Here is a 19,322-nt window from a genome sequence, read left to right on the forward strand (position 1 = left end):
CTACCCTCGACACCAAAACTCCCTGTTACGGTATTTGAACTTCAAATCGCCAAACTGCTCATAAAGCATCAGGCTGCTCTTCCCCTTCAGATATCCCATAAAACCCGACACACTCATCTTGAGTGGGATTTCCAGAAGCATATGGATATGATCCACACAGCATTCCGCCTCCAGAATATTCACGTTCTTCCATTCGCACAGCTTTCTTGAGATACTGCCAATCGCTTTGCGCTTTTCCCCGTAGAACACCTGTCTTCGGTACTTCGGCGCAAATACTATGTGATATTTACAGTTCCATCTCGTGTGCGCTAAGCTCTTTTCGTCCCTCATAGGGACCCCCTTTTGATTTCTTGTTGAACGTTTGCAGTTGCCAGACCGCAAACTGTTTTAACAAATCAAAAGGGGTTTTTATAACTGGCTCAAAGCTGAAAGCTTTACGGAACCTCCAGCCTAGCTGGAGGTTTTCTCTTCACAAGTAGTGAAGAGGCATTCAGGGCCTCTTCATTTTCCATGTAAGTGAGTATCTCATTGTTAGTTTATGACTTTCAGTAATTAGCATTTTTTATGGCTAGTAATTGTCAAAATGTAAGCTAGATGATTAAAACCCCTATGATCTTTTGTGTCCTGCTCCCTGAGTCAAACAACATTAATGAGATAATGATAATGGTTGACAGTGTGGAGGGATTTTTAGCCTTGGTGAAGGTGCTGTCGCGGTGAATGCCCAGGGGCGAGCTTCACGGGCGGCGTGATAACACACCTGCTTGCAGGGCGACTCGATAAACTTAAGCATAAACGCGAAGAGGATTTTGCAGAAAAGTGACCTGCTCCTCGCTGATTAATACATGGCAATGGTAGTAATTTCTTCATCAACGGGGATAAGAATTGTGAACTTCCGCTCTTCGCTCATAGCCGCCAGTAGGTTGCTGTTGGCAGCTCCTGCCCCAGCAGCAGAACCTTCGGTTATACCAGGGAGGTTTTTTATTGAGCCCCTTCATAAGGAATCCCACTTTTTTAGTTGCTTCCTTCCTGACTTTTTCCATATCAATTTGGTTTTTAGTATCCATAAATAGCCTCTGTAAAATTTGTTGCTAGAGGATTAGCATATCAAGTTACACTTCAAACACCATAGCGTTTATTCCCACCAGATGTAATACAGTAACGTCCTCCTCTGGGTCCTATACATACGTTGCCTGATGAACAAGAACAAGAGGGACTATAATGGATCTGCTGACTCCGAGGGGTTTTTGGCTGTTCAATTCGTTGTTGCTTTGGAATAGGCGTAGGTTGGTATGGAGCTCTTTTTATGTAACATTCTGAGGTTTCACATAAATAACTAGTAGATACCCAACGCTCTTCCTTTTGATCTTTGCTTATCCTGCTCCATGAAGAAACCTGTTCATACACTTTTACTTGGGCTCCTCGCTTTAGAGATTGAATCGTATTCCCGTTAGGAGCATTACGCACTTTCAAGGTGTCGGTATTAATGTAATATGTTTTCGATTTATCATCAGTAAGTATATTTGATAATGAATTTTGGGTGGTAAGAGTTGACGGCGGATTAGGTTTTGAGAGTGGGGTGGCATTGCTTGTTTGTGTTTTATCATTTTTCGCAAAAAGCCAAAAGAAAAAAAGAATAACCATGAATCCAACAGTTTTATTTTTCATTCCACACCTATCCCTCGTATGTGAAAAAACAATATACCGCAAACAGGTGTGCTAAAAATGTGTCGTTTGTCATACATTTTGTACATCGGACATCAAGTGAAACCTAAAGGTTTTCTTACGTTTTTTCCTCGTTTGACTATCACTTACCACTCGCATTGTGATAAATGTATGGGTCATTAAATCAGGATTTAGCCATGGAGTACAAGGATGACCCAGGTTTCAGAACCCCGCTGTGTTTTCACTGAAGGTAGCATTACCTTGCCTGCTGGATACCGTGAGCAGACCGTCAATATTCTGATCGCGCCATCCGGGCCATCGCTTAACATCTCCCGTGACCAATTGCGCCCCGACGAAGACTTTACCGCCTACCTGGCCCGCCAGCGAGAGGTGTTGCAAAAAGGCTTGCGCAAGTACCAGGCTCTCGACGAACAGCCCGCCGTATTGGGTGATGACCTGTTCCACGGCATTACGCTGCTTTCCCGCTATCATCCGCAAAAGGGCCAGACCCTGCACCAACGTCAGGCGGTATTCCCTGTTACGGCTTCTAACGTGTTGATTTTCACGCTGGCGAGCTCTCAGGCCTTGACCGAGCAGGATGAAGCTTTCTTCTCAGCCTGTCTTAGCAGTTACCAACACCCGTAACACCCCACATTTCGACCAAGGACAGGAGCGAATACCATGCTGGAAGCTGCACGCGTCGGTGATGCCATCGGCCATTCGGGGGCTCTCGCCGGGTTGATTGGCGGCACGATCCTAGGTGGCCTGATCAACGTGGCTGGGGGTATCCTGGGCGGCATGTTGATTGGTGCAGGGTGTGCGTCTGCCTGTCTTGGCGTGGGCTTTTTGCTGATTGGTGCCGGGATCGCGGTTGGCATGGCTGCCAATGCCCTGGGGGAAAAGGCGCGGGATGCATGTATCGAGGCCGGAGCCAGCTCGATGAGCCCCAGCGGGACGATTATCACCGGCTCGGGCAATGTTTTTATCAATGGCAAGGCTGCTGCCGTAGCTACCCTGAGCACCGTCGCTTGTGACAAGGACAAGGTGCAGCAGGTGGCGCAGGGCTCTTCCTCGGTGTTCATCAACGGCCAGCCAGCCGCCCGCAAGGGCGATAAAACTACCTGCGATGCGACCATCCTGGCCGGTTCCTCCAACGTGTTTATCGGCGGTGGCACAACCACCACGGAAAACATCAGCCCGGAAATCCCTGAATGGGCCTACACCGTTTCAGACCTGACGATGCTTATAGCCGGTCTGGTCAGTGCGAAAGGGGCTGCGGGGCGTGGGCCTGGTGCTGTAGAGCGTCTGATGAGCAAAATTCCGGGGGCCAGCAAGGTAGCCAAAGTGCTCTGTTGGCTGGGGCCGCTGGCGATAGTCGTTCCAGTGATCGGTATTCTGGCCAACCCGGTAGATGTGACTAGCGGGCAAAAATTCCTCAATGACGACGATGACCTGGACTTCACCCTCGATGGTGAATTGCCGTTGTTCTGGCAACGTAGTTATCTCAGCAGCCATGCAGCGGAGAGCGTACTGGGGCTGGGCTGGAGCCTGTTCTGGGAAAGCGAACTGCGGCAGGTGGAAGAGGGCATCTTGTGGCGTAACACCTATGGGGATTTTATCCCGTTCCCTGAGGTACCCGTTGGCCATCGTACCTTCTGCCCCGATCAGCAGTGCTGGCTTACGCATAAGGAAGATGGCACGTGGTGTATCAGCGATGCCGGTGAACTGCGTTATCACTATCCGGCCTTCGACGCCGAGGGCCGAGCTCCCCTGAGTGCCATCAGCGACAACGTCGGCAACCAGCAGTCATTCCACTACAACGAACAACGGCAGATGGACATCATCACCCGTACCGGTGGCCAGGCCCTGCGTTGTGAATATCACTCCGAACTCAACCGTCTGACTGCCGTGTGGCAGCAAACTCTGGCGGGTGAGGTGCAGCGTGTCCGTTATCAATATAACGAAGCGGGTCAACTGGTCGCGGTGCAACACCGGGGTGACGCAGTGATGCGTCGCTTTGGCTGGGATGAGCAGAATGGTTTGCTGCTATGGCATGAGAATGCCACCGGGTTTCGCTGCGATTACCAGTGGCAGGAAATGGAAGATATCTGGTGTGTCACCGAACACCACACCAGCGAGGGTGATGGCTATCGGCTGGCCTATGAAGAAGAACGCAATCTACGCACCGCGACCTACCAGGATGGCAGTCAGGCGGTGTGGGAACTGGACGAACACCGTCGCGTCAGCCGTTACACCGACCGTACCGGCAACCAGCATCAGATGCTGTGGGATGAAACCGGTCTCCCCGCCGGTTACCGCTCGCCGCTGGGCCATCTGCGCCAATGCCAGTGGGATGAACTGGGCAGGCTGGTGTCCGTCACCGATGCCAACGGAGCCACTACGCGTTGGCAGTACCAACGCAACAGCGATCGACAGACCTTTGTATTCTGGCCAGATGGCATTGCAGAACGTACCGTCTGGGATGAACAGGGCCGGGTGGTGCAGGAAACCGACCGGTTGTTGCAATCGACGCACTATCACTATCCACACATCCATACGCTGCTGCCAGACCGCGTCACCGATGCGCGGGGTGGCGAAAGCCAGTTAAGCTGGAATAGCCAGGGGCAACTGACAGGCTACACTGACTGTTCCGGCCAGCCCACTGCCTGGCGCTATGATACGCTGGGGCAGATGGTCTCCCGCCGCGATGCATTGCAGCAGGAAACTCACTACCAGTATAACGACGCAGGCCAACTGGTCACACTGACCCTGCCGGATGGTTCAACGGAGCAGTTTGACTGGTCTGATGCGGGGCTGCTGCTCAGCCATCAGCAGGGGCAAAACCTGCCGCGCCACTGGCATTACAACGCACGCGGGCAAACCCTGAGCGCTACCGACCGCCTGAACCGCACCCTGCGTTACGATTATGACGTGGAAGGCCACTTGCTCAGCCTGGATAACGCCAACGGCGGTATCTATCGCTTTACCCGTGATGCGGAAGGTCGCCTGCAAGAAGAGCACCGCCCGGACGATACCCGCTACGGTTACCGTTTTAATGCCGATGGGCAGGTTGCCGAAGTCGTACAGCGTGGTACTGCAGACGACGAAGGGCACCACCCAGAGAAAGTCAGCCAACTAGCCTACGATGCGGCAGGCCAGGTTATTGCGCGCCAAACGCAGACCGAGCAGGTCATATACCAGTGGGATGTATTGGGCAGCCTGCTCAGTGCCAGCCGAATTCCGACCGAGCACGGTGAGAAGCTGGGTATCCAGCCCAATACCGTGAGTTTTGAACGGGATGCGTTAGGTCGGGTGACTCGAGAGCATAACGGCGTAGAAGCACTGAGCTATCAGTATGATGCGCTGGGTAACCTGACTACACTCGGCCTGCCGAACGATGACCAGTTCCAGTGGCTGCATTACGGTTCTGGGCACGTCACTGCCATCCGTTTCAATGACCAGATCATCAGCGAGTTTGAACGTGATGCACTGCACCGTGAGACAAGCCGTACTCAGGGGGCTTTGACGCAGCACCGGCAATATGACCGCCTGGGTCGTCGCCAGTGGCAGAGCAGTATCAGCAATCGCCTCACCGACGCACTTACGTCCCCAGAGCAAGGGATTCTGTGGCGAGCTTATCATTATGACGATCTGCATGAACTGGCTGCTGTGGAAGACAGTAATCGGGGCATGCTGAGCTATGGTTATGATGTTGAGGGTCGGTTACGTAGCGTCTATTCGGCACAAAGCGATCAGACCTCTGTGCATTATGACCAGGCTGATAACGCCTTGCTACTGCCATTATTGACTCCGGAAAGTTCACCGTATGTCCGTGGCAGCCAGCCTTATAGTGATAACCGGTTGACCCGCTGGGAAGAATGGCAGTATCAGTATGATGCCTTCGGCAATATGTCGGTCAGGCAGAAAGGTCCCGGCAGCCAGCACTATCGCTATGATGCAGATAACCGTCTGGTGGGGGCGAAAGGTGACGGGCCGAAGGGACTGTTTGAAGCGCAGTACCACTATGATGCGCTGGGTCGCCGGTCCAGTAAGGTGGTGACCCTCCGTCAGGAACGGCGTGAGACCCATTTCTTGTGGCAAGGATTGCGGTTGCTGCAAAGCCGTACTGACGATCACCAGCAAACCTACTGCTATGACCCGAACGAAGCCTACACGCCGCTAGCCTGCATTGAACGGCATTACAGTGGGGACAAGCTTTACTGGTATCACACCGACTTGAATGGTTCACCACAGGAAGTGACCAACGCGCAGGGTGATATGGTTTGGTCGGGGCAGTATGGGGTTTTTGGTCAGGTGGCACGGCAGACCGATGCGATGTGGCGCAATTTCAGCCAGCCGTTGGGCCGATTCCGCCAACCACTGCGTTATGCCGGGCAATATCTGGATGAAGAGACCGGACTACACTATAATACTCACCGGTATTATGCGCCGGAAGTAGGCAGATTCACGACGCCAGATCCTCTCGGTTTAGCGGGAGGGTTGAACCTTTATCAGTACGCACCAAATCCGCTAGGGTGGATTGATCCCCTCGGGTTGAGTTGTGGGCCAAAATGGAAACAAAGACGGGTATTTAAAGATGGGGATTCTGGGCTTAAGGATCATGCTCGGAGACACTCAAATTTGACGCCTGAACAATATTTAAAAAGAGGGCAGAAAAATATAGCGGATGGTATAGAACTGAAGGGAGGTGGAAGATCCCCAGATTCAAAATACTATGTCCGTAAAGTAGGGGATGATTCTTATAGCCTAACTATTACAGATAAAAAAGGGCAAATTGTTTCTATTGATACTTGGAAGGATGGGGCAAAGCCAATGACTAAATCTCGTGTTATGAATGGATTGGAGTCTAGTGGCATATCGCCTCCAAAGGGTTTTTGGGAGAGTTTATAATGACTAGAGCTAGAATGATTGAGTTAAAAGATGCTCTTGAAGATGCTGGCTGGAAAGTTTCTACAGAAAATAGTAAAGGTGATTTTTTTTATGTGGAAGATGAAGCGGTTGAATGGACCTTGCTAAATGAAAATAAAGAGAAAAAGAGATTGTTAAGATTCTGCTTGTTTGATTATTTAGGAAGGCGAACAACAAATTTATCTGATATTCTTTATGTTGAAGAAGAAAGCTTGGGTCTTGAGCTGTATTTTAAAAAAATAAACACAAAAGAATGGAAGACCACTATGAAGGAGTTTGTAAGTGCATTGTCTTGATTTTTAAGTGAGTTGAGGTAAATAAAAATATAGGTTTTATCTTCACCTCTTTAAAAAGCCGATACGCGGTAAATCGTGAAAACGGCGCTTATTTATAATGTAGTCGCTGTCGCTGTGTCACATAACTATCCCTCAGACGTGGCAAAGCCCAGCGTGGTTGGCCACCATATCACTAAGCATCTGCAGGATGCGTTGTTACTGCTAGAAGTGAGAACTCTTGGCCATATCGTTTTGGGCCATGGTGAATCCAAAGGGCCGGTTACAGTCTATCCTTATGTATTTGTTGATTAAAAAAATGCAGATAAAGTTAACGGTAAATGAAAAAAATGTTGAGTTAGATGAGTTTTTGGATGAGGAGGAAATGGAATTGTCGCCGTTTCACTTTTCACTTATAGAGCTATCACAGTATGTCAATGGTTACATTGACATTGTATTCAATGATGACGATAAAATAACTTTAGACTTGTTTTCTGATTTCTCAGTGTGTTTGGATGACATCGTCGACTCTATAAATGCTGCAAAATTATCTTCTATAAAGAAAGAGACAATATGGTTTTGTGAGCAAGGTTCTGATTTTTACATAGATTATGAAGTGAAAGAAGATGTAATGGTGTTATCTTTTAGGAAAGGAAAAGGAGTTGGAATGATAAATAAGAATGTATCTGACTTCACTGTGGAAATTTACAATTCAGAATATATCCAACACTGGATGAAAATATTTGATGAGCTGGCTACATTATTCGAACGTAAGCTTAATAAAAAATGCGTTACCATTTAAAAGAAATATCAAAAATAAATTCATTAAAGTTGATCGGAACGATAGTATAGATATGAGCGTAAACCCTCGTGCCATAGATCATAAAAACGTACCTAAGTACGCAAGAAATATGAAGGAATGTTGAGCATGCCTAATATGATAGGAACAAAATTGACAGTTGGAATTGAATATGATATTTCTGATTCAAGATTATTTATGGGGTATGCCAGATTATGGTTTGAGGGAAATAGTTTAGGTGCATTGTCAGAGTTGATATATTTTGATGGTTACCTAGTTGGTGGTCTTGTGGATATAATGAGAAAGGAAAAATTGCAGCCTATATTTTGGGGTGCTTCTCAAGAGGAAGCATTTTGTAAGTTAAATGAAGCGCTGTGTATATCCGATGATGATTTTTATGACGATGAAAAGAACGATTTAAGTGAGTTGGCGAGAAGTTACTCTGTAAAGTTTGGTACTCTACTTGATGATTTTACTGTTTTTTCTTTCAAGGGGGAAACGGGTGAAGGTAATATCTTGTGGGAAATATCATCTTCAGTTGAGAGCGTGGCTCATGCAGAATTTAAAAATTATCCTAGAAGGATATTCTCTTCTAAATTCAGCTATGATGATATTGAATTACTAATTAATAAAATCGAGTCTTTGAAGGTTGGGCCATGAAGCGTTCATGGTGCTGTTCCTAGATAACCAGTACAGGCTGATCGCTTGTGAGACGGTATCCATCGTTACGATAAATCAGGCTCCGGTATATACACGTGAAATCATGAAAACTGCGTTGAGTCATAATGGCGCGTCTGTTGCTTTGGAGAAAAACCACCCCTTACCCAGTATGGTGAACCGCATCACTCAGTATCTGCAGGATGCTTTGTCGCTGGTCGAAGTGAGAACCAGCGATCTTATCGTGCTGGGCCGTAGCGAATCGATGTCATATGCCGAACGCGGCTGGCTTTGAGATGGATTAACTACATCGAGAGGCAAAAGCCTCTCGATGTTAGTCATGAGTTACCCAATTGATAATCCTGAACTTTAGCAGGATGCTAGCCTCTGAGTAGTTTAAGATCGAATCTGTCTTTCATATGTTGGACTATTTGTATAACTCTTTTCGCCAAGCTATTCTCATCACTATTCAGCAAGAGAAGCCATGCTTCTGGGTTCATTTCCCAATTACCCGGGACATCCATGCTTGACTCAGCCCAACACCACCATGGCCACGAATCTGTCCCCTCTTCACTGACATAAGAAAAGCACTGATTCATTGCATTGCGAATTTGTAAGTACCGTACAGGATCCTTACCCTGTTCTGCTTCATCATTTCTGGCAATACCAAAACACAAACCTTTATGGTTTGAATACTCAAATTGCCATTTCAGGAAAAACTGGTCACTTGGGTGGAAGATAACATAAAATCCTGATTCTTTTTTACCATAAAGTAAACTAGTATCGTACTCAATGCTAACTTCAAGTGGTATGAGTTGATTTAGTAAATTATCTGAAAAATCTTGCCACATCTGAGACTTGATATTTCTTAAACTGCGTGCAGCCAAGAAGGTGGCGCGGATATTTTCAGGGCTGCTGAGTATTAACTGAGTTAATTCATTCTGCTCATCCATATTACTTTCTCCATTTATATTCTCACGAATGAATTGGGCAAGCTCATTGATAAATATGCGTACTTGCAGGGCTGTGACATGCAGGGCACACTCCTCCAACCATTCGACAAAACGGTAGAAAGTGAAAGGAAATACACCATCTTTTAGATTGGGATTACTGCCATTTGGTAGGGTTTTTTCACCTATTTCGTTATTGCATAGATAGATGAGTAACCAATGGTTTTGGATATATCGCTCATTCATCCACTTGGCATAGTCGTAAAGTTGTAATAGTTGATCTTCAGCCCAGGGTTTGTTTTCGATGCCAATAGCACTGTTTGAACGGGTCAACAACAGATCCAATCGCCGCGAATCAGGCATTGTGTATTCGGTAAAAATCGTTGCTTCCCCTGAGCTAGGAAATCTCAGGTTTTCAGGCAAGATTTGAAGAAATTTTGAGAGAAATAATTCACCTTGGCCATGAGCTTCTTTTGGATCAAGCAAAAAGGCCAAACAGCGGGAGAGAGTCATTTCGTTACATCGAAATAAGTCAAACAGACGAAAATTTGGTGCAAGTCTGCTCTGATAGTGCTCTTTTGCTTGGCGATTAAGCGTATCCCATACTGAGATATGACTGAGAAACCTTGTCAACTCACCCACCTGTTTATCCATTACGTGGTCCAATTCCTTTTCCTCCTAGGCTTTTGAGGCTCATTTTCATGTGAGCATTGTTGCTTAATCGACTTTTGGTCGTTGTCAGTATTCTTGAGAAAACCCCCGCATCTTTTGGCCAAATTCGTATTTTCGCCATATTACCCGCTGTTTAACTAAAGGAGTTAACGATGCGCTCTGCTGAAATATTACCACCAATATTCCGTTACCTATTGTGCAGTAGCGCTCATATCACCGAAGACGGCAATACATTGCTCTATGCTTTGTCACATGACCGCATGGAATGACGACCTGGGAAATGGATACATTTCACTGTCTCAGGCTACCTCACCAACCTGAGGACCTTGTTCCACCCGGTGCTGAGGCTTAAGTGCAGAGCAGCCAGGCTCCTCATCGTGGCTCAACTAAAATGGCATTGTATATAAATGATCCACATTGATGCTCTTGGTGATTAGCTGCCTAGCTTTCAGACATTCAATTTGTAACCTCTTCCTGATATTCCCCGTATCCCATTATTTTTTGAGCTCTTTCCCGATGAAAACCTACAATAATATTAAGAAAACTATAACTAACACAAACCCAGCTCAAGTCGAACAACCGAGGGGATATCACCAGCCGGTTATATGAGCATATCTGTGCAAATAGGCTGGTGGCTAAGGATAACCAAGATGACTACCTGAGTATCCGGTACTTCATGAAAGGGTCGGCGCATATCGTATTCAGCAAACTGTAATTCATTGGTGGGGTGAATGATATTGTCATGAAACATTAACCAAGGATGGTAATCGCAAGATAGGCTGAGTAGCGCATATTTTCTACGATGAAAGCATAAACAAAGGAGGATGGCATGACGATAATGCTTGTATTCAGTCGAGGTTGAAACGGTTAGTGCTTCATGCTTTAACATGTGATGATTTCAAAGATCTTGCTGGTTTTTAACAGGTTGGCAGAGCACTGTGCGAACGACTGCTTTGCGATGGGGACGGTTCTTGAGCTGATCTGGCACTGACAGTGTGCTCAGTGGCAGAAACAGATGTAACGAATAGCGCTGTATGCTAATAAATAAGGAGTAGGTCACAGAAATGATATAAATTTTGATTTAATTAAACCTACGATGCTTTCATCCTTTTGATAATAATTTCAATTAATTATTTTAAATCAAAAAATAAATAATATTGATGCGATCCTGGCATTTATTTCTATACATCAGCAAAGTTAATTGATATACAAACAATATATTAATAACTGCAACGTGAGGTATCTATGTCAGGCTCAGGTGGGGGTAGTTATGGCGGCCAGTTTGGTCAGGCTGATTTTGAAGTTAGCTGTGAAAAACTTAGGATTGATACTCAACTAAGTTCGCCTGTCCCACAGGTTGTGGCCCAGTTGACAGTCGGTGACATCCTGGGAATTGCTCAAATTAACTCTCAGGGTTCTCAGCTTACGGTTGCTATATATAACGGTATGCAAGTTGGTGGTCTTGCGTCACCCTATATTCAGCGTCTGCGCTACTGCATGAACAGCGGAACAACCTACGTTGCTAGAGTCACAGCCATCAATGGTGGCCAGGTTAGGGTCAGTGTGTACGCGATATGAGTAACGATAAAATGCTAACTGAGAACTCCATTACGATTGTTGGGGGGGCTTATCATGAAGTCTGCCTTCATCCAGGAAATCACCAGGTTTACGGTTCTGCCGGAAGAGCCGCGTCAGCACTGGCAATGCTCAGTGTAAACGTCGATCTTCACACCTACGCTGATGATGTTGTTAGTTCGGTACTACGGGATCGCGCTCATTTTGAAAAATTTAAGTTAAATGCACATCCGATACGAGAGTCCGTCATGTTTCACTACGAACATGGCTTGGCTGAACCACGCATATTCAACTACCCGGACACTCCTTACCCGACAATGACAGTAACAGCTCCCTGCGTTCTACGTTATGGAATGCTTGAAGGCTCCTCCATCGTCGATGCTGACTACGCAGTATATGACCCCCAGAATGTGACCAACCCAGAGCCATTCACAGCTAATGGATCCAAAGCAAAGCATCTGGCACTGATACTGAATCGTTATGAAGCAAGAATGCTCAGTTGCCAAAACGGATTATCCGACCGACAACAGGCGGAGTTTCTTTATAATAACGGTTATGCTGAAGTTATCATCATTAAACAGGGGCCAGCCGGAGCACTCATTTGTGATAAGGGTAACATCTCCTATGTTCCTGCATATGAGACTAACTTTGTGCACAAGATTGGCTCGGGTGATGCGTTCGTTGCTTATTTTGCCTATGAGTGGATGCTGAATAAAAAAACGGCCCATGACGCTGCAAACCAGGCCTCACTTGCCACCGCCTGCTACTGCGAAAGTGGTCTTTTCCCGTCATCTGGGGGACTGGCTGCTTTCAATCCCAATCCCATCAGACTCTCACAAAAATTTATCGAAGGTGGCAACAGAAAGGTCTATTTGGCTGGCCCCTTTTTTACACTTGCACAACTGTGGCTTGTTGAGCAGGCACAACGCAATTTGAGCGATCTGGGACTGGACGTTTTTTCCCCCTATCATAAGATTGGACATGGAACTGCGGAAGAAGTAGTTGAAAAGGATCTCGACGCGATAAGGCAGGCTGACATTGTTTTTGCAATAGGTGATGGGCTGGACTCTGGCACAATCTACGAGGTTGGTTATGCCCGGGCAAGGGACATTCCAGTGGTGTTTTATGCTGAGAACGAATCGGAAGAAGACCTGAAAATGATGGAGGGGTCGGGCTGTATTCTCAGCGCTGATTATGTCACGGCAATCTATAAAACACTTTGGGTGGCAGCTAAAGAATGAAAACCGCACTCTTGCTTTCAGGTGGGATGGACTCCATTGCCATTGCATGGTGGAAACGCCCGGATATCGCTCTGACACTTGACTATGGCCAGCATGCTGCTGAGGCTGAAATCAAAGCCGCTTCTATCACCTGCCAGACGCTAGGGATTGAGCATCACATCATCCGTATTGACTGCCGTTCACTGGGGTCAGGAGATATGGCCGGTACCGAAGCGGATCCGAATGCGCCATCCAGCGACTGGTGGCCGTACCGTAACCAGATGCTTATCTCGCTGGCAGCCATGAAAGCTATAGCTCTTGGCGTCACCCATCTGTGGATAGGCACTGTAAAATCGGATGGAACTCATCTGGACGGTACCTCGGGTTTTGTCAGCAGAATTAGCGATCTTATGGTATTCCAGGAAGGCGGCATGGTCATAGAAGCCCCTGCAATTGAGCTATCAACATCTGAGCTGATCAGGATTTCAGATGTCACGCCGGGAGGCCTCGCCTGGGCGCACAGCTGTCATAAGGCAAACATCCCGTGCGGCAGTTGTCGGGGGTGCAATAAATATTTTCAGGTTCTGGATGATGTCGGATATGATTTGGACCGATCCCGGTAGTCCCGTTCCCCGGGAGAAGGCGCATAGTTATCAGCCCTTCAATTGGCCTGCCGGAGAGCCGTTTTTCTTGACGCCCCCCCATGAGAATGCAGTGCTACCCGCATTGAGTGGCGTGATCGAAGGTCGCAGAACACAACGCAGTTTCGGCCATGTCAGCTTGACCCAACTTTCTCAATGGCTCTGGCTGACAGGTAGGGTCATGGCGGTGGGGCATTCAGAATATGGGTTTCCGCTTACGCAACGTCCTGTGCCTTCTGCGGGAGCTATACATCCGATTCATATAGTTCTTTCCCTGTCTGACCAAGATGGCTGGCAACTTTACCTACCTGACATGCACGCGTTGACACCGTTGCTTATTTCGGAACAGACCCGGTCTGAGATTCGTGACGAGTTGTCACCGGTTATTGATATCCAGAACGGTATTGCTGTCAGGTTTATCGCCGAGCCTGGAAAAACGTCGGCGAAATATGTAAATGCTGATAGCTTGATCTGGCGTGATGCTGGTGCCTTGGTTGGCCAGATGGCACTTGTTGCCGAAGCTCTGGCCTGTAATTTCTGCCCTATGGGCATTACAGGACATGACTGGTGCGCCAGATTAAAACTGGAAGGTCGTCTGGCGGGTACCGGACTGGCGGTTTTTGGTTCGCGCTGAACGTGGGCGCAGTTTAGCAAGAGGCTGATTGCGCAGGTTTTCTATCAGACTGAACACTGTGCTGGAAGAGGCCTGCATTTCATACCAGATCAACGCATCCAGCTCTGACGCTTTGACGCCCATTGCTTTACTGAACTCAAGGAATAGCTGCTCCAGCTTCAGGTAATCACGTTCAACAGTCAGGTCGCCTGGGAAGAATCCGGCCAGTAGTCCTGCTCGCAGTATATGGATGTCCAGAATGGCTACATCATCTGCGCTGAGCCAGTTGCGCGCCACCCATGAAGCCGTTTTATGTCCGATGCCGGGTATTGAGAGCAACCAATCTCGAAGCACGCGCCCTGAATCCGTTGGAGGTACCTCCGCATTGAGTTTGTTCAGCGCTGCTGCGAGATAGCGGGACTTCTGTCTGGCAAAGCGGTAATGCACTGATTTACTGCCGGTTTCAATTGGTTGTGAAAGCCATTCATAAATAAGGTCTTCTGGCGGCGGCTCAGCATTAAACGCGCCACAATCTTTTAGCTTATTGAACGCCGCTAGACCTACCGCTGCCGGTATGCCATGCCCACCTAGCAGACATGCACCCACTTCTTCTTTGAGCGTTCGTCCGAGTTTGTAATTGACAGCATTAACCTCTAGACGCCGGGCCAGCACCTGATAGGCCCAGTAGGCCGGGGATGGGAACGCCTCAATTTTGCCCCACGGAACGCCCGGCAGAATATTCTGCTCTGGAGCTGGAAAGTCCAGATTAATAACTGCTGGTCCAATGAAGACCGCTCCACTTTGTGTCATACTGCCTCCAGGCCATATCTGGCATTCAGCCAATGGATCAGTTCGTTGCGCTCTGTGGGTTCCATCCGTTCGATGCGTTCATAAAGCCGGGTGCGGCGACGGATACGGGTCTGCCTTTCTCGGTAATTGCTGCCCATGTAGCGGGTGTCATGCAACCTGTCAGGTACATAAAAATTCATCCAGACACACTCTTCGCGAACATCGGTATGTGTCTTCGCGTTGAACCGCTCGCAGCGCCAGCCGCTGAGCATTTCGTCATAGATTGGATTTCTGTAACCAGATACCATGACCATGCAGGGCAGCGTGAGAAGTACTTGCAGTAACTGGCGATGATCGTCATCTGTATATTCATGACGATAAATCTTGCTGCGTTTGCGTGTGCTTTGAACGTAGGGTGGATCGGCGTAAACCAGCTCATTGCCTTGGTAAGAGTATGTGCTGAGATAAGCGATTGCGTCACCCCGGACAAGTTCGCAGGAAACGTCATCAATGCCATGCCAGAGGTCAATAACCTGCTGGTCTAGATCTATGCCAATATTACGGTCTGCGGGCAGCTTGTTGCGCATTACTGCCCCCCCGCCAAGATGGGTTTCAATATATGTATCGTGCTTTGGCATCAGATTGATGAGTCGCTGATAGCACTTGCCTTTACCTCCGGGATATCTCATATACACATCATCGTCAGAAATGACGATGATGTCAATTTAAATCGATGCCCGAATACACTAGAACTTATTTCAAATCACGTAAAAAATCGGCTGGTAGTTTGCGTTTAATAGCACAATTACAGCATATACGCTTTACCTACATGGCAACATGATGACTTTCTAGAATAAAAAGGCTTGCCTCGTTATGGGAATGGATGCGATAGATAATGGATACACACCTTCATGATGCATGCGAGAATGCATAAATGTATTGAGCAGTTTTTCGGAGAGATGCTTGGTGAGATCATGGTGTTCAAGCGTCCGTCCGCAAGCGATATGAAAAAGCCATACTTGCCCACAAGGAGACACTATGAAGCACTGCACCAAAAGGATCTGGTCTGAACGCCAGGGCAACAATAACAGGCGCCCAGATGAAATAAGATCTGAATACGAACGCGACCTTTCTCGGCTGATCCATTCCTCTGCCTTCAGGCGTTTGCAGTCGAAGACGCAGGTATTGGGGCTTGGTGAGAGTGACTTCTACCGGACGCGGCTGACTCATTCGATGGAGGTCGCCCAGATTGGTACCGGGATCTTGTCGCAGTTAAATAAACGCTATGAAAGTGGTAAATCAGATGAGGCCGAATTTCTGCCCGAACAGAGCCTGATGCAGGCTATCTGCCTTGCACACGATATCGGCCATCCGCCCTTCGGACACGGAGGTGAAGTTGCGCTGAACTACTGTATGAGGGCGCATGGCGGATTCGAAGGTAACGGGCAGACGCTACGAATTCTCACCCGGCTTGATAAATATACTGAATCAAACGGGCTGGATCCCACCCGCAGACTGATATTGGGCGTGTTGAAATACCCGGGAAGCTACTCTGAGGTGGTTAACGAGAGTGCTTATGGCCAGCCACAGGCGGGAAGCCATGAATGGCTGTTCAAATCATCCCGGTTTAAGCCGCCCAAATGCTATCTCGACTCCGAAATTGACATCGTCGAATTTGCACTCTTGCCCTTTGATGACGAAGATACAGCGTTGTTTAAATCCGGTAATGAAAATGTGAGCCCGGACAAACACAGCAAAACGAAGTACAAGGCGCTGGATACTACGATCATGGACCTAGCAGATGAAATTTCGTATTCACTACATGATCTTGAAGATGCGATTTCACTGAGAATGATTGACAGAAACATGTGGATGGACCATTTCAGGGACAAGGAATGTCTATTCGAGGCCTGTCATCGTAGCTCATTTGATCTGACTGCTGATGCTGTGGCTGACAGACTGTTCGGTAAGAGTTATCTTCGCAAGGAGTGTATCGGGACACTGGTCCACCTGATGATCACCAGTGTCACAATCCAGGTGCAGCACCATGATTTCAAATGTGGCATGCTTCGCTACAAAGCGGTACTGCCTGAAGAGGTAGATATCTTGCGCAAGGCGATCTTTGAACTGGTCGAGGATAAAGTCATTCGGCATGAAAATGTTCAACTACTGGAATTCAAAGGGCAAAAGCTGATTGTGGAGCTATTTAATGTGCTGGCAAGCGATCCCGAGCGTTTTCTTCCGTTAGAGACCCGTAACACTTATATAAAAGAAGCTGAAAAAGGCGAGGATCAAAAAATGCGAGTCATCAGCGACTATGTTGCAGGTATGACTGACGATTATGCCACTCGTCTGTATGAAAAGATCTTCGTTCCGGGTAAAGGGTCCATTTTTGACAGGCTCTGATTTTGATCTCTTAGATCCGGTTGCTTTAGCAGAGAGAATATTTTATCTCAGGAAAGCACAGTTAGTCCGGATGCAAATCAAGTTCAGATATCGCCAGTTTGCTACAGTGGAAAACTGACACCAACAAGTGACCTTCATGCCCCCACTCCCCACAAGCAAAATCATTTGGGGGCACAATAGGGGGCACCAACCAAAATCCAACACGATAAAACTAAGTAAATTCAATAGCACTAGCTATCAAATGCGACTCCTGTGATCCGAAAAAGCACCTTAGGAAAAGATAACAACAATGGCAATGAGCGCATCAGACGCCGCGGTATACCGGTATGGGGCGGAGGGTCGCGGTGAGACTGTCCCATGCCTGAACCTCTGAGGTCGCAATACGCATCCCCTTTTTTCTGAGTACCGCCACGTCGGCTGCGATTCGCTGCATACCGAACCAAAATAGACCATCCAGTGCCGTTACCGCGAGTCCGTTCTCAAGCGCCTTTTTAAGCCGCTCGAGCGGCATTTTTATTTCCCTGGCAATTTCCCGGTAAGGCTCTGCGGTTTCGCCTGACGATACTTCCCGGCGAATGCGGGTTGACAGACGGTATTGAAATTCATCCGGTACCTTACTCAAATCAGACTTCACGCTGTAAACACAGCCAAAACGCTTGCCGTTGAACACGGCGCTTTTCTGACTGAGTTGCAGTTCATCACGCAGCTCGGCAATCAGTTGTGGGGCACGCACCAACAGCAAACGAAAAGGCAGTTCAAAGCTGGTGACATAATCCACATTCAGCAATGCGATGCGCAGACGCTCGATACTTCCAGCCCGTACCTGACGGCATTCTTTGAGGACTTCAGCCCATTGCTGCGCAATACGCGGCGTTTCATTAACTTCCGCGAAGCTATATTTTTCAATCTGGTAATCAATACGTTCGACCATGCTGGTTTCCCTTCGCCTACCCGTCGGTCACTTTATCAACGGTCTACGATAATCGGAAGCCAATTTGTTGTTGGTATTGAGGTGGCGCACAGCGCCTGACACATTTCCGGGTTCCAGCCGAAACTAGCAGGAAGCAAAATCGGCATGTTCGGATTTAGTATCAGGCCCAGCCGCAAATCGGTGCGGTGGAGCGCCCCGTCCAGGTTGACCTTTTTCACCCGGCAGCGGAAGTGGGTGTCATGTTGCCAGGTCTCCCGTGAACCGTCTTGATAGACCACGGTGACAGCCCGGGTCGCTCATCCCACAGAAAATGCTGGTCAAGGTTCGGCAGGTTGGTTCCTCCAGTGGCGCACCGTGCGGGCCTGTTTGCCTTCCTTCTGTCATTCCCCGTAAAACTCAGCCCCAAGCCCCCCATATTAGAATTAATAAGAACAGGGGAGAGGTAATTTAAAAATCATTTACGGGAAAGTATCCCTGAAACGCTGCTCAATCTCAGGGTATTTTTCAAATTCTTGCAATGCAGCTTTAGGGGTACATTCCTCTCCCAGATCTTAATGTTATGCCGTACAAAGCTTTTTTGAGAAGCGGAACCTTTCTAATAACAAACAAACCCAATGACACCACGGTCGTCTTCGGTTAGCCCATGTAACATAGTTAACAACCTCCTCGCACTCATTTTTTCACCACGAATATTTCCAGTCGCCAACAAATCATCCATTGATGATGATGGTATTTTAGGTATAGCCAAAAATCTACGTTCTTTTTAAATTATGCATTTCCCTTTCAATCTCTTCTGGAGTTCTTTTACGTTTTTCAAATCCAACCACGCCAATAACATTATGATTTAGGTCCATAAAAACTTTTAATACATGATTTTCATTGTGGCAATTTAGAATTAATATTCTCTCATCTGGGGTTTTCATCAGCATATCTATCAACTCATTAATTCCAGAGTATTTAACGCCAGCCTTATCAAGAGGTTTCTTGTGTATTTTAAATTCATTGGTAGCTATACTTTTATCATATTCGACCTCGATCAGTTTTATCGAGGTCGAAAGTAAATCAACTGTCTCTTTAGACAATGGTTTATTATCAAAACATCTGAGTCTGCTTATCAACTAATTAATGGTCATCATGGTTTAAATACCTCAATGCCGCTATCACGAATCTCTTGCATAAGAACTTCTTGTTCAAAATACTTGTCAT

Annotated in this window: 17 protein-coding genes and 1 pseudogene; 11 read left to right on the top strand and 7 right to left on the bottom strand. The window is 47.4% G+C overall.

What is annotated here, in order from left to right; translation table 11 throughout:
• Positions 1-3: 3 nt before the first annotated feature.
• Positions 4-330, bottom strand: a pseudogene (gene tnpA, locus WN53_RS08505) (IS200/IS605 family transposase); the annotation flags it as partial.
• A 786-nt stretch (positions 331-1,116) separates the two neighbouring features.
• A complete protein-coding gene (locus WN53_RS27160) occupies positions 1,117-1,665 on the bottom strand; it encodes an SH3 domain-containing protein (protein WP_071784932.1) in 549 nt (182 codons plus the stop codon).
• A gap of 207 nt (positions 1,666-1,872) precedes the next feature.
• Here WN53_RS27160 and WN53_RS08510 point away from each other — a divergent pair, with 207 nt between their 5' ends.
• The 7 genes from WN53_RS08510 (at position 1,873) to WN53_RS26790 (ending at position 8,614) form a co-directional block, all read left to right on the top strand.
• Positions 1,873-2,307 carry a DcrB-related protein gene (locus tag WN53_RS08510; RefSeq protein WP_024483213.1) on the top strand — a complete coding sequence of 145 codons (435 nt, stop codon included), beginning with the start codon at positions 1,873-1,875 and terminating at the stop codon, positions 2,305-2,307.
• 36 nt (positions 2,308-2,343) lie between these two features.
• Complete coding sequence (locus tag WN53_RS08515; protein WP_024483212.1) at positions 2,344-6,573, top strand: RHS repeat-associated core domain-containing protein; 4,230 nt, start codon at positions 2,344-2,346, stop codon at positions 6,571-6,573.
• Positions 6,573-6,887 carry a hypothetical protein gene (locus tag WN53_RS08520; protein WP_024483211.1) on the top strand — a complete coding sequence of 105 codons (315 nt, stop codon included), beginning with the start codon at positions 6,573-6,575 and terminating at the stop codon, positions 6,885-6,887. The genes WN53_RS08515 and WN53_RS08520 overlap by 1 nt, the downstream gene beginning before the upstream one ends.
• A gap of 114 nt (positions 6,888-7,001) precedes the next feature.
• Entirely contained in the window at positions 7,002-7,178 is a 177-nt protein-coding gene (locus WN53_RS29120) for a JAB domain-containing protein (protein WP_425313910.1), read from the top strand.
• Between the two features lie 4 nt (positions 7,179-7,182).
• Positions 7,183-7,665: a hypothetical protein gene (locus tag WN53_RS08525; protein WP_037411419.1), complete on the top strand. Its 483-nt coding sequence runs from the start codon at positions 7,183-7,185 to the stop codon at positions 7,663-7,665.
• A gap of 126 nt (positions 7,666-7,791) precedes the next feature.
• Positions 7,792-8,322, top strand: coding sequence for a hypothetical protein (locus WN53_RS26785; protein WP_037411404.1), 531 nt, complete (start codon positions 7,792-7,794; stop codon positions 8,320-8,322).
• 7 nt (positions 8,323-8,329) lie between these two features.
• Positions 8,330-8,614: a JAB domain-containing protein gene (locus WN53_RS26790; protein ID WP_052754309.1), complete on the top strand. Its 285-nt coding sequence runs from the start codon at positions 8,330-8,332 to the stop codon at positions 8,612-8,614.
• A gap of 85 nt (positions 8,615-8,699) precedes the next feature.
• Here the strand turns inward: WN53_RS26790 and WN53_RS08535 are convergent, their stop codons facing one another.
• Positions 8,700-9,923 (bottom strand): PDDEXK-like family protein, encoded by a 1,224-nt coding sequence (locus tag WN53_RS08535; protein WP_024484475.1) that lies wholly within the window; start codon positions 9,921-9,923, stop codon positions 8,700-8,702.
• 1,592 nt (positions 9,924-11,515) lie between these two features.
• On the opposite strand from WN53_RS08535, the gene WN53_RS08545 reads away from it, so the two are divergent.
• The 3 genes from WN53_RS08545 to WN53_RS27170 are packed head-to-tail and all read left to right on the top strand — an operon-like array spanning position 11,516 to position 14,011.
• Positions 11,516-12,757, top strand: coding sequence for a PfkB family carbohydrate kinase (locus WN53_RS08545; protein WP_037412028.1), 1,242 nt, complete (start codon positions 11,516-11,518; stop codon positions 12,755-12,757).
• Positions 12,754-13,359, top strand: coding sequence for a 7-cyano-7-deazaguanine synthase (locus WN53_RS08550; RefSeq protein WP_024484472.1), 606 nt, complete (start codon positions 12,754-12,756; stop codon positions 13,357-13,359). The genes WN53_RS08545 and WN53_RS08550 overlap by 4 nt, the downstream gene beginning before the upstream one ends.
• On the top strand, positions 13,337-14,011 hold the full coding sequence (locus WN53_RS27170) for a nitroreductase family protein (RefSeq protein ID WP_235166958.1): 675 nt from the start codon (positions 13,337-13,339) through the stop codon (positions 14,009-14,011). Before WN53_RS08550 ends, WN53_RS27170 begins: the two co-directional genes overlap by 23 nt.
• Here the strand turns inward: WN53_RS27170 and WN53_RS08560 are convergent.
• Together WN53_RS08560 and WN53_RS08565 are read right to left on the bottom strand one after the other, a co-directional pair.
• Entirely contained in the window at positions 13,955-14,800 is an 846-nt protein-coding gene (locus tag WN53_RS08560; protein WP_024484470.1) for an 8-oxoguanine DNA glycosylase, read from the bottom strand. The genes WN53_RS27170 and WN53_RS08560 overlap by 57 nt on opposite strands.
• Positions 14,797-15,366 (bottom strand): DNA adenine methylase, encoded by a 570-nt coding sequence (locus WN53_RS08565; protein ID WP_080660692.1) that lies wholly within the window; start codon positions 15,364-15,366, stop codon positions 14,797-14,799. The genes WN53_RS08560 and WN53_RS08565 overlap by 4 nt, the downstream gene beginning before the upstream one ends.
• Before the next feature lie 451 nt (positions 15,367-15,817).
• Here WN53_RS08565 and WN53_RS08570 point away from each other — a divergent pair, with 451 nt between their 5' ends.
• The gene (locus WN53_RS08570; protein WP_024484468.1) at positions 15,818-17,185 is read left to right on the top strand and encodes an anti-phage deoxyguanosine triphosphatase; all 1,368 of its coding nucleotides are present in this window, start codon (positions 15,818-15,820) and stop codon (positions 17,183-17,185) included.
• Positions 17,186-17,489: 304 nt separating this feature from the next.
• On the opposite strand, the gene WN53_RS08575 is transcribed toward WN53_RS08570, so the two are convergent.
• Both WN53_RS08575 and WN53_RS08580 read right to left on the bottom strand, forming a co-directional pair.
• Positions 17,490-18,116 (bottom strand): ECs1377 family protein, encoded by a 627-nt coding sequence (locus WN53_RS08575; protein WP_024484467.1) that lies wholly within the window; start codon positions 18,114-18,116, stop codon positions 17,490-17,492.
• Positions 18,117-18,868: 752 nt separating this feature from the next.
• A complete protein-coding gene (locus WN53_RS08580; protein WP_024484466.1) occupies positions 18,869-19,198 on the bottom strand; it encodes a hypothetical protein in 330 nt (109 codons plus the stop codon).
• Between the last annotated feature and the right edge of the window lie 124 nt (positions 19,199-19,322).

It is taken from the genome of Serratia fonticola, from assembly GCF_001006005.1.
Classification (GTDB): Bacteria; Pseudomonadota; Gammaproteobacteria; order Enterobacterales; family Enterobacteriaceae; genus Chania; species Chania fonticola.

What these genes read in the sequence shown, in the direction of transcription:
- WN53_RS26790 (WP_052754309.1), top strand. Translation starts at nt 8,330, where the DNA reads ATGGTGCTGTTCCTAGATAACCAGTACAGGCTGATCGCTTGTGAGACG.
- WN53_RS27170 (WP_235166958.1), top strand. Translation starts at nt 13,337, where the DNA reads ATGATTTGGACCGATCCCGGTAGTCCCGTTCCCCGGGAGAAGGCGCAT.
- WN53_RS08525 (WP_037411419.1), top strand. Translation starts at nt 7,183, where the DNA reads ATGCAGATAAAGTTAACGGTAAATGAAAAAAATGTTGAGTTAGATGAG.
- WN53_RS08535 (WP_024484475.1), bottom strand. Translation starts at nt 9,923, where the DNA reads ATGGATAAACAGGTGGGTGAGTTGACAAGGTTTCTCAGTCATATCTCA.
- WN53_RS27160 (WP_071784932.1), bottom strand. Translation starts at nt 1,665, where the DNA reads ATGAAAAATAAAACTGTTGGATTCATGGTTATTCTTTTTTTCTTTTGG.
- WN53_RS08565 (WP_080660692.1), bottom strand. Translation starts at nt 15,366, where the DNA reads ATGCGCAACAAGCTGCCCGCAGACCGTAATATTGGCATAGATCTAGAC.
- WN53_RS08570 (WP_024484468.1), top strand. Translation starts at nt 15,818, where the DNA reads ATGAAGCACTGCACCAAAAGGATCTGGTCTGAACGCCAGGGCAACAAT.
- WN53_RS08560 (WP_024484470.1), bottom strand. Translation starts at nt 14,800, where the DNA reads ATGACACAAAGTGGAGCGGTCTTCATTGGACCAGCAGTTATTAATCTG.
- WN53_RS08575 (WP_024484467.1), bottom strand. Translation starts at nt 18,116, where the DNA reads ATGGTCGAACGTATTGATTACCAGATTGAAAAATATAGCTTCGCGGAA.
- WN53_RS08545 (WP_037412028.1), top strand. Translation starts at nt 11,516, where the DNA reads ATGAGTAACGATAAAATGCTAACTGAGAACTCCATTACGATTGTTGGG.
- WN53_RS08520 (WP_024483211.1), top strand. Translation starts at nt 6,573, where the DNA reads ATGACTAGAGCTAGAATGATTGAGTTAAAAGATGCTCTTGAAGATGCT.
- WN53_RS08510 (WP_024483213.1), top strand. Translation starts at nt 1,873, where the DNA reads ATGACCCAGGTTTCAGAACCCCGCTGTGTTTTCACTGAAGGTAGCATT.
- WN53_RS08515 (WP_024483212.1), top strand. Translation starts at nt 2,344, where the DNA reads ATGCTGGAAGCTGCACGCGTCGGTGATGCCATCGGCCATTCGGGGGCT.
- WN53_RS26785 (WP_037411404.1), top strand. Translation starts at nt 7,792, where the DNA reads ATGCCTAATATGATAGGAACAAAATTGACAGTTGGAATTGAATATGAT.
- WN53_RS08550 (WP_024484472.1), top strand. Translation starts at nt 12,754, where the DNA reads ATGAAAACCGCACTCTTGCTTTCAGGTGGGATGGACTCCATTGCCATT.